Here is a 12,845-nt window from a genome sequence, read left to right as displayed (position 1 = left end):
CGCTCGCCGCGCTCACGGTCCTGGCGACGCGCGCGGAGCCGGCCCCGGACGCGCTGCGCGCCGCGTGCGACGGTGCGACCACCGTGGTCACGGCGCTCCTCGGCGCGGACGTGCCGCCCGACCTGCCCGACGCGCTCGCCGCCGTGCTCGCCGCGCACGCCCCGGAGGCGGAGCTGGTCGCGCTGCCCACGGGCCTGCCAGGGGACGGGGTGCACCTGGGGGTCGAGCGGGTCGTCGACGGGGGCACCGAGGAGGGCACCGCATGACCGCACGCACGGACGAGCGCCTCGAGCGCACCTTCGACAAGCGGACGGCGACCGCCCTGGGCAAGCTCGGCCTGAGCACGGTGGGCGACCTGCTGGGCCACTACCCGCGCCGGTACGCCGACCCGGGTGCCCTCGAGGACATCGCGGCGCTCCAGGTCGGCGAGCACGTGACGATCCTCGCCCGCGTCGAGCAGGCGACCGTGCGGCCCATGCGCAACCGCAAGGGCGCGCTCATGGAGGTCGTCGTCACGGACGGCAGCAGCCGGCTGTCGCTCACGTTCTTCGGCAAGCACCGCGGCTCGCTGTACAACCACGAGAAGCGCCTCGTCCCCGGCGCCAAGGGGCTGTTCACCGGCACGGTCGGCCTCTACAGGGGCACCCGGCAGCTCACGCACCCGGACTTCACGCTCATGGGCGAGGAATCCGACCTCGACAGCGACGAGGCCCTGCTCGAGCACGCCACCAAGCCCATCCCCATCTACCCGGCGGCCGCGGGCATCCCGAGCTGGAAGGTCCAGGCCGCGCTGCGGGTCGTGCTCGACACCCTGGCGGACGACGACGTGCCGGACCCCGTGCCCGAGGAGGTGCTGCGGCGCCAGGGCCTGCCCGGCCGCGCCGCCGCCCTGCGCAGCCTGCACCGGCCGGCCACCATGGAGGAGGCCTACCGGGCCCGCCACCGCATGCGGTTCGAGGAGGCGTTCGTGCTGCAGGCGGCGCTCGCCCAGCGCCGGGCCCGCACGGCCGCGGAGGACGCGACGGCCCGCCCGTCCCTGCCGTCCGGCGCGCCCGGCCTCCTCGCCGACTTCGACGCGGCGCTGCCGTTCACGCTCACCGCGGGGCAGCGGGCCGTCGGCGAGGAGATCGCGGCCGAGCTCGCCGCGCCGCGCCCCATGCACCGCCTCCTGCAGGGCGAGGTCGGCAGCGGCAAGACCGTCGTCGCCCTGCGCGCCATGCTCCAGGTGGTCGACGCCGGCGGACAGGCCGCGCTGCTGGCCCCCACCGAGGTGCTCGCCGCCCAGCACGCCAGGACGCTGCGCGCCCTGCTCGGCCCGCTCGCGGAGGGCGGCACGCTCTTCGGGTCCGAGCGCAGCGGCGCGAGCACCCGCGTCGCGCTGCTCACCGGCTCGCTCGGCGCCAAGGCCCGCAAGGAGGCCCTGCTGCAGGCCGCGAGCGGCGAGGCCGGCATCGTCGTCGGCACGCACGCGCTGCTGTCGGAGCAGGTGCAGTTCGCCGACCTGGGGCTGGTCGTCGTCGACGAGCAGCACCGGTTCGGTGTCGAGCAGCGGGACGCGCTGCGCGCCAAGGGACGCGTCGCCCCGCACCTGCTCGTCATGACCGCGACGCCCATCCCGCGCACCGTCGCGATGACCGTCTTCGGCGACCTCGAGACGTCGTCCCTCACCGAGGTGCCCGCGGGCCGTGCGGGCATCACCACCGTGGCAGTGCCCGCGGGCAACGTCCGATGGACGGACCGCACGTGGGCGCGCGTCCGCGAGGAGGTCGACGCCGGCCGCCGCGCCTACGTCGTCTGCGCGCGGATCCACCCCGACGCCCCGGCCGACGAGCCGGCGGCCGGGGCCCGCCGTGCGGCCGCGGACTTCGACGACGTCCCCGAGTTCCTCGACCTGGGCGACGGCGCGGACGGCGGCTCGGCCGCAGAGCGCAAGCCGCTGCGCGCCGTGCTCGAGGTCGTCGAGGAGCTGCGTGCGCGCCCCGAGCTCCAGGGCGTCGAGGTCGGCGTCCTGCACGGGCAGATGGCGCCCGACCAGAAGGACGCGGCGATGGCCCGGTTCGCCTCCGGCGAGGCGCCCGTGCTCGTGTCCACGACCGTGGTCGAGGTCGGCGTCGACGTGCCCGAGGCCACCGCCATGGTCATCTTCGACGCCGACCGCTTCGGCATCTCCCAGCTCCACCAGCTCCGCGGGCGCGTGGGCCGCGGCACGGACCCCGGCCTGTGCCTCCTCGTCTCCGACGCCGAGCCCGGCACCCCCGCGTTCGCCCGGCTCGAGGCGATGACCCGGACCACGGACGGGTTCGAGCTCGCCAACCTCGACCTCGAGCTGCGCAGCGAGGGCGACGTGCTCGGTGCCGCCCAGTCCGGCCGCGCCAGCTCGCTACGCCTCCTGCGCGTGGTCAAGGACGCCGGGATCATCGAGGAGGCGCGCACCGCCGCCGCCGACGTCGTGCGCGCCTCGCCCGACCTCGCGGAGTTCCCGGAGCTCGCCGCCGCCATCCGGGCCCAGCTCGACGAGGACCAGGAGGAGTTCCTGGAACGCGCGTGAGGAACGGGTGAAAGGCTTGACCGGCCCCTGACGCCCGCCGGACCCGGCCGATAGAGTCCCCGCTGATGACGGCCGACGCGAGGCATGCGATCCACAGCGGGAGACCCGCGAAGACCGCATGGCAGCGCGGGCGGATCCTCGCGTTCGGGTCGCTCGCCGCCGCCGCCCTCCTGCTCGGCCACGAGTACGTGCCCCACCGGTGGGGCAACCTCGGCAGCCTCGTCCAGACCTTCCTGCCCTGGCTCGGGCTGGCCGTGCCGCTGGGCATCCTCGCCGCGCTCGTCCGACGCTCGGCGCTCGCGGTGCTCGCCGTCCTGGTGCCCCTCGCCGCCTGGGTCTGGGTCTTCCTGCCCCAGCTGCGCCCGGCCCCGCCCGCCGCGGAGCCCGCCGACCTGGTCGTCGTGCAGCACAACGCGAGCGACACCAACGCCGACGTCGCGGGCACCGTCGAGGTCCTGCTCGCCGCCCACCCCGACGTCGTGACGCTCACCGAGGTGACCGACGCGACCGAGCAGGAGTACGCGAGCGCGCTCGGTGCCGAGCTGCCCCACCACTCGACGCAGGGCACGGTCGGCGTGTGGTCGCGCTTCCCGCTCGAGGAGGCCGCCGCCGTCGACATCCGCCCGGCGGGCGCCGACGCCACCTGGGACCGGTGCCTGCGCGTCGTGCTCCGGCACGACGACGCCGCGATCACGCTCTTCGTCGCGCACCTGCCCTCCGTCCGGATCGGCAGCGGCGGGTTCGAGACCGGGCAGCGCGACGGCAGCACGCTGCTGCTCGCGGACGCCGTCGCCGCGGAGCGGAACGAGACGGTGCTCGTGGCGGGCGACCTCAACGCCGCCCTCGCCGACGACGCGATCGCGCCGCTGACCCGCCTGGTCACCGCGGACACCCGCGGCTTCCCGTTCAGCTACCCGGCCGCGTTCCCGGTCGTCCAGATCGACCACGTCCTGGCCCGGGGCGCCGACGTCACCGCCACGCGCACCCTGCCCCGCACCCCCAGCGACCACCTCCCGGTCGTCGCGCACGTCTCCTTCCGCTGAGCCCACCCGCGGTGGGACTGGGGCGGCGGGTTAGGGTCGGGGCGTGAGCAGGATCGTTGCGGGGTCGGTCGGCGGGCGGTCGATCGCGGTACCCGCCAAGGGCACCCGGCCGACCAGCGACCGCGTCCGGGAGGCGATCTTCTCCCGCCTCGAGCACCTCGGCGTGCTCGACGGCGCGTGCGTGCTCGACCTCTACGCGGGCTCGGGCGCGCTCGGCCTCGAGGCGGCGAGCCGCGGGGCCACCGCCGTCACGCTCGTCGACAGCGCCCGCGCGGCCACCGACGTCGCCCGCCGGAACGTCACCGCCCTCGGGCTCGCCGGCGTCCGCGTCGTCACGGCGACCGCCGAGCGGCACGCGGCCGGGCTCGGCCCCGCCGGCCTCGACCTCGTCTTCCTCGACCCGCCCTACGACCTCGGCGAGGAGGCGCTCGCCGCCGTCCTGGAGCCCCTGGCCGCACCGGGCGTGCTCGCCGACGGCGCCGTCGTCGTGGTCGAGCGGTCGACCCGCACGCCGGAGCCGTCCTGGCCGGCCGGGCTGGAGCGCTTCGCGCGCAAGGACTACGGCGAGACGGTCGTCTACTACGCGGAGCCGAGCGCACCGCCGGGTCCTGGGCCGGATCCTCGGTCGGATAGCGTGGGCGCGTGACCACCGCCGTCTGCCCCGGGTCGTTCGACCCCGTCACCCTCGGCCACCTCGACGTCGTGCGGCGCGCCGCCACCCTGTTCGACGACGTCGTCGTCGGCGTCGCGAAGAACCCCGGCAAGTCCGGGCTGCTCGACCTGGACACCCGCGCGGAGCTCGTCCGTGCCGCGGTGCGGGACGCGGGCCTCGACCGCGTACGGGTCGCGGTCGTGCCGGGCCTGCTCGTCGACTTCTGCCGCGAGATCGGGGCCGTCGCGGTCGTCAAGGGGCTGCGCGGCGGAGCGGACTTCGACGCCGAGCAGCCCATGGCGCTGATGAACCGGCACCTGTCGGGCGTCGAGACGATCTTCCTGCCGGGTGACCAGCGATACGCGCACGTGGCGTCGTCGCTGGTGAAGGACATCGTGCGGCACGGCGGCCCGGTCGACGACCTCGTGCCGGCCGGGGTGCCGGAGGCGCTGCGGGCGGCGCTGGGACGGTAGGGCGCGCCGGTGAGCCCCGTCACGGCACACGGGCGCGCGTGAACCCCTGACCATGTCGTAGGATGGGGCTTTGGTCCCGGCGTGCGATCAGCGCGTGCCGACCACCCCCTTACCCCGTCCTCACGGACCCCTGTCTTCCTCGGAGCCTGTCATTTCCCGCGAACCGAACTCGCCGCTCGTGCTCGACACGCACGAGCTGTCTCGGCGTCCCGGAACGTCACGGACGCACACCGCGACCGTGCAGGCGCCCGCCGACCTCGGGACGGCCGTCATCGGCATCCCCGAGGGCTCGGACCTGGAGCTGGACCTCCGGCTCGAGGCCGTGATGGAGGGCGTGCTGGTCTCCGGCACCGTCCGCGGCACGGTCCAGGGGGAGTGCAGCCGCTGCCTCGACCCGATCTCGTACGAGACGGTCGTCGACGTCACCGAGCTGTTCGCGTACCCCGAGAAGGCCGCCGCGTCGGCCGAGGCGGGGGACGAGGAGGTCCAGGACGAGGAGTCGGTCCTGGAGGACGACATGGCCGACCTGGAGCCTCCGCTTCGGGATTCGGTCGTGACTGCACTACCATTTCAACCGCTGTGCCGGGAGGACTGCCCGGGCCTGTGCTCCGAGTGCGGAGCGCGCCTGGCTGACGACCCCGGTCATCACCATGACGTTGTCGACCCTCGTTGGTCGGCGCTGCAGAGCATGCTCGAATCTCCGAGCGTGTCGGACGAGACGAAAGAGAGCTAGCCGTGGCTGTTCCGAAGCGCAAGATGTCGCGCAGCAACACCCGTGCGCGTCGCTCGCAGTGGAAGACCACCGCAGCGACCCTCACCACCTGCCCGCAGTGCCAGGGCAACAAGCTGCCCCACACGGCGTGCCCGACGTGCGGCACCTACAAGGGTCGCACCTACCGCGACGCCCTGAAGACCGTTCACGCGGGCTGACGTGGCCAAGGGCGGGACGTCGCCGGCGAGGCCGGAACCTACCGCGCTGCTCGAGAAGCTCGGGGTCCATCTGGACCCCGAGCTTCTTGTGCTGGCACTGACGCACCGGTCGTTCGCGCACGAGGCCGGCGGCATCCCCACGAACGAGCGCCTGGAGTTCCTGGGCGACACCGTGCTGGGGCTGGTGGTCACCGAGGCGCTGTACCGGCGTCACCCCGACCTGTCCGAGGGTGACCTCGCGCGCATGCGCGCCGCGACGGTCTCGCAGCGGGCGCTCGCCGCCGTCGCGCGCACGCTCGGCCTGGGCAAGTACCTGCTGCTCGGCAAGGGTGAGATCCGCACGCGCGGGTTCGACAAGGACTCGATCCTGTCCGACACGGTCGAGGCGCTCATCGGCGCGACCTACCTGTCGCACGGCCTGGAGACCTCGCGCGCGCTGGTGCACCGCCTCGTGGACGACACGCTCGACGTCGCGGCCGGCCTGGGCGCGGGCCTGGACTGGAAGACGTCGCTCCAGGAGGCCGCCGCCGAGCGCGGGCTCGGCTCGCCCGAGTACGTCGCGACGTTCGAGGGCCCGGAGCACGCCCGGGTCTTCCACTCGACGGTGCGGATCGACGGCGTCACCTACGGCTCGGGCTCGGGGTCGGCGAAGAAGCACGCCGAGCAGGGGGCCGCCGAGGAGACCTACCGGGCGCTGCTCGAGAAGTTCCCCCTGCCTGCCGCCGACGCGGCCGCGGGCGACAAGGCGGGCAAGCCCGCCGGTGCCTGAGCTCCCCGAGGTCGAGACCGTCCGCGACGGCCTCGACCGCCTGGTCGTCGGCGCCGTCGTGGGCGAGGTCGAGGTGTTCCGCGACTACAGCGTGCGCAGGCACGACGGCGGTCCCGGCTCCTTCCGGGACCAGCTCGTCGGCCGGCGTCTGTCGGCGGCGGTCCGGCGCGGCAAGTTCCTCTGGCTGCCGCTGGCGCCGCGTCCGGCGGCAGGCCCGCCGGCGACCACGGACGACACCCCGGCAGCGGCGCTCCTCGCCCACCTCGGCATGTCCGGCCAGCTCCTCGTCCGCGGTGCCACGCCGTCCGTCGTCGAGGACGAGGGCGGGGGCGCGCCCGTCGTCGCCGACGGCGCCCCCGGCCGCGACGGCGCCGCGGAGGCCGACGAGTGGCGGCACCCGCACCTGCGCGTCCGCCTGCACCTGACGGAGGCGCCGTCCGGGGCGCGGTACCTCGACTTCGTCGACCAGCGCACGTTCGGCCACCTCAGCGTCCAGGACCTGGTGCCGGACGGCGACACCGCCGCCGTGCCCGACGCGCCCGCCGGGCACGGCTCCGACCTGCCGCTGCTGCCGGGGCCCGTCGCGCACATCGCGCGCGACCTGCTGGACCCGAGCCTCGACCTCGACGCCCTGGTGCGCCGGATGCGGCGCCGGCGCACGCAGATCAAGCGGGCCCTGCTGGACCAGACGGTCGTCTCCGGCGTCGGCAACATCTACGCCGACGAGGCCCTGTGGCGCGCACAGGTGCACTGGGGCCGGCCGACCGACCGGCTCCCGGCCGCGCAGGTGCGCCGGGTCCTCGAGTCCGCCGCCGCCGTGATGCGGGAGGCGCTGGCGCAGGGCGGCACGAGCTTCGACGACCTGTACGTGAACGTCAACGGGCAGTCGGGCTACTTCGAGCGGTCGCTGGCCGTGTACGGACGGGAGAACGAGGCGTGCCGCCGGTGCGGCACCCTCGTGCGGCGCGACGCGTTCATGAACCGCTCGTCGTTCAGCTGCCCGGTCTGCCAGCCTCGCCCGCGGGGCCTGCGGTAGAGGCTCAGCGCCCGACGACGTTCAGCGGCGTCCCGCCCGCCCGCCACCGGGTGAGCTGGTCGGCGAGGAACGCGGCCGCCCGCCGCGGCCGCCCGCCGGCGACGTGCGGCGTGATGATCAGGTTCGGCACGTCCCACAGCGGCGAGCCCGACGGCAGCGGCTCGGTCTCCGTGACGTCGAGCGCGGCGCCGGCGATCCGGCCGGAGCGCAGGGCCTCCTCGAGCGCCGCCTCGTCCACCGTCGCACCGCGGCCGACGTTCACGAACCGGGCCGACGGCGGCAGCAGGCTCAGGCGCCGGGCATCGAGGATGTGGTGCGTGCTCGGCAGCGCGGGCAGCAGCGAGACGAGCAGGTCGGTGCGCGCGAGCTGCTCCTCGAGCCGGTCGGCGCCGACGACGGGGTAGCCCGCCCGCTCGCCCTCGCGCGACGCGATGCCGGTCACCTCGGCGCCGAGCGCGGTGAGCAGCGGCGCGAGCCGCAGGGCGATCGAGCCGAAGCCCCAGATCGTCACGCGTGCGCCGTCGAGCGTGTACTCCTGGTCCGTGGCGGGGTCGGCCTGCGCGAGGGCGATCTCCTTGGCCCACCGGTGCTCGCGCTGCGCGGCGAGCGAGACGTCGATGCGGCGGACGGTGGCGAGGATCAGGGCGAGGGCGTGCTCGGCGACGGTGTCGTCGTGCAGCGACTGACCCGAGGAGATGACGACGTCGGGCCCGAACCCGGCCTGCAGCGCGACGTCGGGGCCGGCGGACAGCGTCTGCACCCAGCGCACGCCCGTCAGCCGGCTCGCGGCGTCGGCCACGATCTTGGGCGGGCTGGCCCACGTGACCAGCACGTCGGCGTCGGTGTGCTCCTGGGGGACCGGCTCGTTCATCGCGTAGGCGACGACGGTGTCGGTGCCGCCGGGCCCGAAGCTTGCCCCGCCGTCGGGCAGCCGGGACGGGAAGTCGAGGTCGAACGGGACGTCCGGTACGAGGATCTTCACGTCGGGGACGTTACCGGACGGCCCCGCGACGCAGAGCGCCCGCCCGGCCTGCGGCCGGACGGGCGCCCTGCGTGCGGACGGGTCAGCCGGTCACGCGGATGAAGACCGCGTTCGTCTGCCACATCTCGGTGTAGTGCACCGGCACGCCCTGCTGCTGGGCCTCGACGACCATCCCGTCGCCCGCGTAGAGGGACACGTGCCCGGGCGTCCAGACGATGTCGCCCGGCCGGGCGTCGGCGGCGGCGACCTGGTAGCCGACGCTCGACATCGCGCTCGAGCTGTGCGGCAGGCTGACGCCGAGCTGGCCGTAGACGTAGGAGACCAGGCCGGAGCAGTCGAAGCCGCTGGGGGAGGCTCCGCCCCACACGTAGGGCACGCCCACGAACTCGAGCGCCAGGTTGACGGCCTGCTGACCGAGGTCGGCCGAGCTCTCGGACGCTGCCGCCGCCGCGGCCTCCGCCTCGGCGGCTGCGGCGGCCTCGGCGGCGGCCGCCGCCTCCGCTGCGGCCCTGGCCTCGGCCTCGGCCTTGCGGCGGGCCTCCTCCTCGGCCTTGCGACGAGCCTCTTCCTCGGCCTTGCGGCGGGCCTCGGCCTTGCCCTCCTCGGTCTCCTCGTAGGGGGTCACGGAGACCCGGCCGCTCTCGGTCCGGAAGTCGGCCTGCTGCGTGACCTTGACCCGGGTGACGAGGTTCTCCGCGTACCCGGCGCGCGTGGCCGAGTCGACGGTGTTGCTCACCGTGCTGCTCACCGTGCCGGCCGCTGCGTTGCTGACGGTGTTGCTCACGGTGTTGCTGACCGGCGTGGCGTTCGCCAGCGTGGCCTGGGTGTGCGTCTCGGCGGGGGCGGTGTGCGCGGTCTGGGCGAAGACCGACGCCAGCATGCCGGACGTGACGACCGCGATGGCGCCGGTACGGGCGGCGCTCTCGGCTGCGGTCTGCGTGAGTGCGGTGAAGGGGGTGAGGGCCGGGCCGTCGGCGCGGTGCCTGGCCCGATAGCTGGGACGGTCTGCCTGGTCGTCCGCCCAGTCCTGGGTGCGGTCGGTGAGTACGGTCACCTGTGTTCTCCTCGGACGCCTGCGAGGTGAGCTGTCGGGTTCGGGTAGGAGAGCGATCACCCGGCCTCGTACGAGGCTTCACCCCAAGGACACTCACGTGCCCGCTTACCTGGTTCCCCCGCCCCTGTCACGTCTAGCTGCCAGGTCCGGTGACAGGGCTCGGCGTCCGGACCTGAGCCTCCCGCTGCTGGAAGGCGAGACCGACCGTACCCGCCTCTTCTGCAAATGTCACGATTAGGTCACATACCGTCTTGTGATGGAACTCTCTTGGAAAAGCCTTCCCTCCCGGCGGGCTGTCAGTGGCCCGTGTCACCATGTCCGCCATGGTCGATCCCGTCGCGCCCCAGCAGCTGAGCTCCCGCTACGACGCCGTCGTCGTGGGCGGGGGCCACAACGGCCTCACGGCCGCCGCGTACGCCGCCCGCGGCGGGCGCTCCGTCCTCGTGCTCGAGCGTGCCGACCACGTGGGCGGTGCCGCCGTCTCGGCCCGACCCTTCGCGGGCGTGGACGCGCGCCTGTCGCGCTACTCCTACCTGGTCTCCCTGCTGCCCCGCCGCGTGGTCGACGAGCTCGGCCTGCCGATCACGCTCCGGCGCCGGCGCTACGCGTCGTACACGCCCGTGGGCGACGGCGGCCTCCTCGTCGACACCCACGACGAGGCCGCGACGCGCGCCTCGTTCCGCCGCCTCACCGGCTCCGACGCAGACTTCGACGCCTGGAACCGCTTCTCCGCGACGACGGCGGAGATCGCCCGCCGTCTCGCGCCCACCCTCACGGAGCCGCTCCTGTCGCGGTCCGCGGTCCGCACGATGGTCGTCGACGGGGTCGGCGAGGACGCCTGGCGCGCCCTCTTCGAGGAGCCGCTGGGCGACCTGCTGCGCCGCACCTTCGGCGACGACGTCGTGCGCGGTGTCGTCGCCACCGACGGGCTGATCGGCACCTTCGCCGACCTGGACGAGCCGACCCTGCGGCAGAACCGCTGCTTCCTCTACCACGTCATCGGCAACGGCACCGGCGACTGGGACGTCCCGGTCGGCGGCATGGGGGCGGTGTCGGGCGCCCTGCGCGACGCGGCGCTGGCCGCGGGCGCCACGATCGTCACCTCGGCCGCGGTCACCGCCGTCGACCCCGGCGCCTCGGCCGTCGAAGTCACGTGGACGGACGCCGAGGGCCGAGCCCGCGGCGTCACCGCGGGGCACGTGCTCGCCGGCTGCGCCCCGGCCGAGCTCGACCGGCTGCTCGCCGCCGCCGGCCGTGGCTCAGCCGCCGACCCGGGCGCCACGCCGCCCGAGGGCGCGCAGCTCAAGGTCAACATGCTGCTGCGGCGCCTGCCGCGGCTGCGGGACGACGTCGACCCCGTCGCGGCCTTCAGCGGCACGCTGCACGTCAACGAGTCGCTGTCCCAGCTCCAGGCCGCGCACGCGCAGGCCGCCGCAGGGCGCGTGCCGGACCTGCCGCCGAGCGAGATCTACTGCCACACCCTGTCCGACCGGTCGATCCTCGGCCCCGACCTGGCGGGCACCGACGCGCAGACCATCACGCTGTTCGGTCTGCACATGCCCGCGCGCCTCTTCCGCGCCGACCCGGAGGGCGCGCGCGAACGCGCGCTGGAGGCCACCCTCGCGTCCCTGGGCTCGGTGCTCGCCGAGCCGATCGAGGACGTGCTCGCCCGCGACGCCGACGGCGCGCCCTGCCTCGAGGTGCGCACCCCGGTCGACCTCGAGGGCGACGTCGGCCTGCCCGGCGGGCACATCTTCCACCGCGACCTGTCCTGGCCGTTCGCCGAGTCGGCCGACGACACCGGCCGCTGGGGCGTCGAGACCGAGCACCGCAGGGTGCTGCTCGCGGGCGCGGGCGCGCGCCGGGGCGGGGGAGTGAGCGGTATCCCCGGCCGCGCGGCCGCGATGGCGCTCCTCCAGGGGGAGGACTGACCGTGCCGACCCTCCTGGCGACCCGCCGCGCCGTCCCGGGCGACGCTCCCGCGATCGCTCCGCTGCTTGGCCAGCTCGGGTACCCCTCCACCCCGGACCAGGTCGCCGCGCGGTTCGCCCGGATCGCGGGCCGCGGGGACGACGCCGTGTGGGTCGCCGAGGACGAGACGGGCACCGTGGTCGGGCTCGCCACGGGGCACGTGCACCGGCCCCTCGAGCGGGACCTGCCCCTGGCACAGCTCACCGCCCTCGTGGTCGACGCGTCGCGTCGCGGCACCGGTGCCGGGCGGGCGCTCGTCGCCGTGTTCGAGGAGTGGGCTCGCGCGGCGGGGTGCGACCGCGTGACCGTCTCGTCGGCCTTCCGCCGCACGGGGGCGCACGCGTTCTACGAGCGGCTGGGGTACGGGCAGCGCTCGAAGAAGTTCGACAAGACCCTCGACGGGGAGCCGCCTCAGGACTCCTGAGCCGCCGCCCACGCGTAGCCGGGGTCGGTCGCGAGCAGCACGTCGTGCCGCCCGCGTGCGACGACGGCGGCCGTGCCGCCGGGCCGGTGACCGAGGACCACCACCTCGTCGGCGACGTCGAGCGGCGTGAGCCGGTGCGTCGCCAGCAGGACGGCGCGGCCGGTGGCCCGCGCGTGCTCCGCCACCGCGCGGACGACGGCGTCCGCCGTCGCCCCGTCCAGGTGCTCGGCCGGCTCGTCCACGAGCAGCACCCGCGCGGGCGACAGCAGCGCCCGGGCCACCAGCAGCCGGCGGCGCTCCCCGCCCGACACGGCCGCCGCGTCCGTGCCGACCACGGTGTCCAGGCCGTCGGGCAGTGCGGCGAGCCACGGGCCGAGCCCCACGGCGTCGAGCGCGGCGCGGGCCTCGTCCTCGGACACGTCGCCGCGCGCGACGCGCAGGTTCTCCAGGACGGTCGTGTCGAAGACGTGGCCGTCCTCGGCGACGAAGAGCGCGGAGCCGTCCGTACCCGAGACGCTCCCCGCGGCCGGGGGCAGCAGTCCGGCCGCCGTCATGAGCAGGGTCGTCTTGCCCACGCCGGAGGGCCCGGCCAGTGCGACGACCGCGCCCGGCTCCAGCGTGAGCGACACGCCGGCCACGACGGCCTGCCGTGTCCCGTCACCGCCGGGTCGGCCCGCCGCGACGTCGTGCAGACGGAGCAGAGGTGTCGAGGGTCCGGGCGTGCCTGCGGGCGGCTCGGACGCGGTCCGGGGTCCGGCGCCGTCCTGCCCGCCCGCGCTCTCGAGGCGCGCGCCCGTCGGGCCGGGGGCGGTCTCCGGCAGCAGCCCGACCAGCCGCCGGGCCGCTTCGCGCGACCGGTGGAGCTGGACCGCGGCGGCGGGGAGCGCCGCCGTCGCCTCGAACACGGCCAACGGGGTCAGCACCACCACCGCCAGCGCCTCGGGCGACAGCGTGCCCGCGAGC

Annotated in this window: 14 protein-coding genes and 1 riboswitch; of the genes, 11 read left to right on the top strand and 3 right to left on the bottom strand. The window is 75.3% G+C overall.

The window, feature by feature from the left end; translation table 11 throughout:
- From HLB15_RS19190 to mutM, 9 genes are all read left to right on the top strand, one after another.
- Positions 1-266, top strand: a 266-nt coding sequence (locus tag HLB15_RS19190; protein WP_212760102.1) for a hypothetical protein, incomplete at its 5' end; no start/stop codon positions are given.
- Positions 263-2,548, top strand: coding sequence for an ATP-dependent DNA helicase RecG (locus HLB15_RS19185; protein WP_171107651.1), 2,286 nt, complete (start codon positions 263-265; stop codon positions 2,546-2,548). The genes HLB15_RS19190 and HLB15_RS19185, both read left to right, overlap by 4 nt.
- Before the next feature lie 65 nt (positions 2,549-2,613).
- Positions 2,614-3,591, top strand: coding sequence for an endonuclease/exonuclease/phosphatase family protein (locus tag HLB15_RS19180; RefSeq protein ID WP_171107648.1), 978 nt, complete (start codon positions 2,614-2,616; stop codon positions 3,589-3,591).
- Positions 3,592-3,634: 43 nt separating this feature from the next.
- On the top strand, positions 3,635-4,237 hold the full coding sequence (gene rsmD, locus HLB15_RS19175; protein WP_171107645.1) for a 16S rRNA (guanine(966)-N(2))-methyltransferase RsmD: 603 nt from the start codon (positions 3,635-3,637) through the stop codon (positions 4,235-4,237).
- Positions 4,234-4,716: a pantetheine-phosphate adenylyltransferase gene (gene coaD, locus HLB15_RS19170; RefSeq protein ID WP_171107643.1), complete on the top strand. Its 483-nt coding sequence runs from the start codon at positions 4,234-4,236 to the stop codon at positions 4,714-4,716. Before rsmD ends, coaD begins: the two co-directional genes overlap by 4 nt.
- Before the next feature lie 178 nt (positions 4,717-4,894).
- Positions 4,895-5,449: a YceD family protein gene (locus HLB15_RS19165; protein ID WP_171107640.1), complete on the top strand. Its 555-nt coding sequence runs from the start codon at positions 4,895-4,897 to the stop codon at positions 5,447-5,449.
- A 2-nt stretch (positions 5,450-5,451) separates the two neighbouring features.
- Positions 5,452-5,646 carry a 50S ribosomal protein L32 gene (rpmF, locus tag HLB15_RS19160; RefSeq protein ID WP_108495103.1) on the top strand — a complete coding sequence of 65 codons (195 nt, stop codon included), beginning with the start codon at positions 5,452-5,454 and terminating at the stop codon, positions 5,644-5,646.
- A 1-nt stretch (position 5,647) separates the two neighbouring features.
- On the top strand, positions 5,648-6,415 hold the full coding sequence (gene rnc / locus HLB15_RS19155; protein ID WP_229784997.1) for a ribonuclease III: 768 nt from the start codon (positions 5,648-5,650) through the stop codon (positions 6,413-6,415).
- Complete coding sequence (gene mutM / locus HLB15_RS19150) at positions 6,408-7,451, top strand: bifunctional DNA-formamidopyrimidine glycosylase/DNA-(apurinic or apyrimidinic site) lyase (protein WP_171107638.1); 1,044 nt, start codon at positions 6,408-6,410, stop codon at positions 7,449-7,451. The genes rnc and mutM overlap by 8 nt, the downstream gene beginning before the upstream one ends.
- Positions 7,452-7,455: 4 nt before the next feature.
- On the opposite strand, the gene HLB15_RS19145 is transcribed toward mutM, so the two are convergent.
- Positions 7,456-8,433 (bottom strand): NAD(P)-dependent oxidoreductase, encoded by a 978-nt coding sequence (locus tag HLB15_RS19145; RefSeq protein ID WP_171107635.1) that lies wholly within the window; start codon positions 8,431-8,433, stop codon positions 7,456-7,458.
- A gap of 82 nt (positions 8,434-8,515) precedes the next feature.
- Positions 8,516-9,487: a C40 family peptidase gene (locus HLB15_RS19140; protein ID WP_171107632.1), complete on the bottom strand. Its 972-nt coding sequence runs from the start codon at positions 9,485-9,487 to the stop codon at positions 8,516-8,518.
- Positions 9,488-9,661: riboswitch (cyclic di-AMP (ydaO/yuaA leader) on the bottom strand. It lies immediately after the preceding gene.
- Between the two features lie 149 nt (positions 9,662-9,810).
- Here HLB15_RS19140 and HLB15_RS19135 point away from each other — a divergent pair.
- Complete coding sequence (locus HLB15_RS19135) at positions 9,811-11,418, top strand: phytoene desaturase family protein (protein WP_212760101.1); 1,608 nt, start codon at positions 9,811-9,813, stop codon at positions 11,416-11,418.
- A gap of 2 nt (positions 11,419-11,420) precedes the next feature.
- Entirely contained in the window at positions 11,421-11,882 is a 462-nt protein-coding gene (locus HLB15_RS19130) for a GNAT family N-acetyltransferase (RefSeq protein ID WP_212760100.1), read from the top strand.
- Here the strand turns inward: HLB15_RS19130 and HLB15_RS19125 are convergent.
- A partial coding sequence (locus HLB15_RS19125; protein ID WP_171107629.1) for an ATP-binding cassette domain-containing protein occupies positions 11,870-12,845 on the bottom strand: 976 nt, incomplete at its 5' end. The genes HLB15_RS19130 and HLB15_RS19125 overlap by 13 nt on opposite strands.

Source organism: Promicromonospora citrea (assembly GCF_013004695.1).
In the GTDB taxonomy this organism is placed as follows: Bacteria; Actinomycetota; Actinomycetes; order Actinomycetales; family Cellulomonadaceae; genus Promicromonospora; species Promicromonospora citrea.
This window is presented reverse-complemented; position numbering and strand designations above follow the sequence as displayed.

Coding starts and splice junctions, on each gene's coding strand:
- HLB15_RS19185 (WP_171107651.1), top strand. CDS start 263: ATGACCGCACGCACGGACGAGCGCCTCGAGCGCACCTTCGACAAGCGG.
- HLB15_RS19180 (WP_171107648.1), top strand. CDS start 2,614: ATGACGGCCGACGCGAGGCATGCGATCCACAGCGGGAGACCCGCGAAG.
- HLB15_RS19135 (WP_212760101.1), top strand. CDS start 9,811: ATGGTCGATCCCGTCGCGCCCCAGCAGCTGAGCTCCCGCTACGACGCC.